Consider the following 2,636-nt stretch of genomic DNA (forward strand, 5'->3'; position numbering starts at 1 on the left):
TGTGACTTGACCGTGGTCGGTGAAGATGGCCAGCCGAAGCCATGCGGAAAGGTCTGGAAGAATACTCAAGCCCTTAAGGATCACAAAAGAAGAGGCCACTCCAAACAATCAACCTGTGACGTGACTGTCGTTCGGAAGGATGGCCAGCCGCGGCCATGCGGAAAAGTCTGCAAGAATGCTCGAGTCCTGTCATATCACAAAAGAATGCATCGAAAACGCAAGTCTCCTGTTGTGGACCAGAACGATTACCTCAGTCCTTGATCTGACAACCGCCGTTTCATAAGGTTTTCTTGATCTATCCTTGCTCTGTAAAAGCCAGAATGCAGGGATAGAATTATTAAACACTCACTCTTTGCGGCACTACGTTTGCTGTTACTGACGTTGTCTGTCGCCTGTCAGGCCGAACCGTTGACAGAACGTTTTATTGTCGACACCAAAGACACTCATCTATGCTCTAACCCTTATTCATGGGCATCTTTAGAAGTGTTTGCCGCTGTCGGTTCGCTTTTAAAAAACTATTGGAACCCCCATTCACCGTCGTTTAACTGGATGGAACTACGGGGGGCGAGTCAGGATCACCCGTTTGCGATCACTACTATGATGCCTGGTTCTGGAAACAACCAACAACCCAGCCTGCCATCAGAATCATCCGGGCAGGAAGCCCGGGAGGCCCTCCCCCAACCTATAGGCTTTTTCACTAGCCGACTGTATTCTGACTCTGGTGGGGATGGCGGAGGCCCTGAACAACATCCACATACTTTAGGTTTAAATTGTTTCGTCCATCCCTGTCATGGCACTTGTCAATTCCGGCAGTCTTCCGATTTATCCGAAAGCAGAGCGCCGGATTGTGAAGAAAGTTCGACAGATCACACATTAGCATCACCCGGGCAAAGCTCATGCCCTCATTTGGCCGATAGATACTGCTCTATTTGCAACCCTGTTAACGGGGTTGCCTCAGACGGGATCGGCATAGACTCAGTGGTTGCAGGGACAATCGATAAAAAAGTCCCCGCCAGGAAAGCCATTTGCAACTTGATCATATTCGGGGAGGATGGCCGACTGCTGCAATGCGGGAAGGTCTTCAAGACTGCGAAATCATTTTCGGTTCACAAAAGCAACTACCACACCGGGCAAAAAACCTGTGACCTGACTGTGGTCGCAGAGGATGGTCAACTGCAGCCGTGCGGGACGCTCTGCAAGAATGCTAACGCCCTGTCGTACCACAAAAGCAGAGACCACACGAGTCAACAAACCTGTGATGTGCCCGTGATCGGCAGCGATGGTCTGCAACGGCCCTGCGGGAAGACCTGCAGAAATGCCGTAGCTTTGTACGTTCACAGAAGCGGACAACACACCGGGAAAAAGACCTGTGACTTGACAGTAATCGTGGAGGATGGCCAGCCGCGGCCATGCGGAAAGGTCTGCAGAAATGCCGCAGCTCTGTACATTCACAAAAGCGGACAGCACACCGGGCAAAAAGCCTGTAATGTAGCCGTAATCGGTGAGGATGATCAGTCTCGGCCATGCGGAAGGGTCTGCAAGAATTTTCAAACCCTGTTGAATCACAGAAAAAGAGACCACGGCAGGCGGCAAACCTGTAATGTGTCCGTGACCGGTAAAGATGGTCTGCAACGGCCCTGCGGAAGGGTCTTCAAGACTGCCAACAGCTTGTCGGCTCACAAAAGTGGGTACCACAGCGTGCAACAAACCTGTGACATGACCATGACCGGGGAGGATGGTCAGTCGCGGCCATGCGGAAAGATCTGCAAGAATCTTCAAACCCTGTCGAATCATAAAATCAGAGACCACACCGGGCAACAAATCTGTGACGTGACCGTGGTTGGGGAGGATGGCCAGCCGAAGCCATGCGAAGAAGTCTGCAAGAATGCTAAAGCCCTTTCGTATCACAAAAGAAGAAACCACACCGGGGAACGAACCTGTGACGTGAACGTGATTGGGGAGGATGGTCAGTCGCGGCCGTGCGGGACGGTCTGTAAGAATGCTCACGCCCTGTCGAATCACAAAACCGGATACCACAGCAAACAAAAAAACTGTGACGTGACCGTGGTTCGCAAGGATGGCCAGCCGCAGCCATGCGGGAAAGCCTGCAAGAATACTAAAGCCCTTTTGAATCACAAAAGAATGCATCTAAAACGCAAGTCTCCTGTTGTGGATCTGAACGATGACCTCAGTCCCTGATCTGACAACCGCCGTTTCATGCTGTTTTCTTGATCTATCTTTGCTCTGAACAAATCAGCATGCAGGGATAGAATTATTCAATACTCAATCTTTGTGGCACCGCGGTTGCTGTTACTGACGTTGTCTTTCGTCTGCCAGACCGAACCGTTAACAGAACGTTTTATTGTCAACACCAAAGACACTCCAATATGCTCCAACCCTCATTCAGAGATATCTGTAAAAGTGGTTGCTGTTGTCGGCTTGCTCTTAAAAAGCTATTGGAACTCCGATTCACCGTCGTTTAACTCGGTGGAACTCCCGGGAGCGAGTCAGGATCACCCGTTTACGATCACTACTATGATGCCTGGCTCTGGACACAACCAACAACCCGGCCCGCCATCAGAATCATCCGGGCAGGAAGCCCCGGAGGCCCTCCCCCAACCTATAGGCTTTTTCAC

General features: G+C 51.0%; 3 protein-coding genes. All 3 read left to right on the forward strand.

Annotated features, from left to right (window positions below; genetic code table 11):
- The coding region (locus KDK17_RS07105) for a hypothetical protein (RefSeq protein WP_257255255.1) at positions 1–261 on the forward strand (261 nt) is incomplete at its 5' end.
- A 105-nt stretch (positions 262–366) separates the two neighbouring features.
- Positions 367–2,199, forward strand: coding sequence for a hypothetical protein (locus KDK17_RS07110; protein ID WP_257255254.1), 1,833 nt, complete (start codon positions 367–369; stop codon positions 2,197–2,199).
- A 105-nt stretch (positions 2,200–2,304) separates the two neighbouring features.
- Positions 2,305–2,636, forward strand: a 332-nt coding sequence (locus KDK17_RS07115) for a hypothetical protein (protein ID WP_257255253.1), incomplete at its 3' end; no start/stop codon positions are given.

This window comes from Endozoicomonas sp. SESOKO2 (assembly GCF_024606245.1).
Lineage (GTDB): Bacteria > Pseudomonadota > Gammaproteobacteria > Pseudomonadales > Endozoicomonadaceae > Endozoicomonas_A.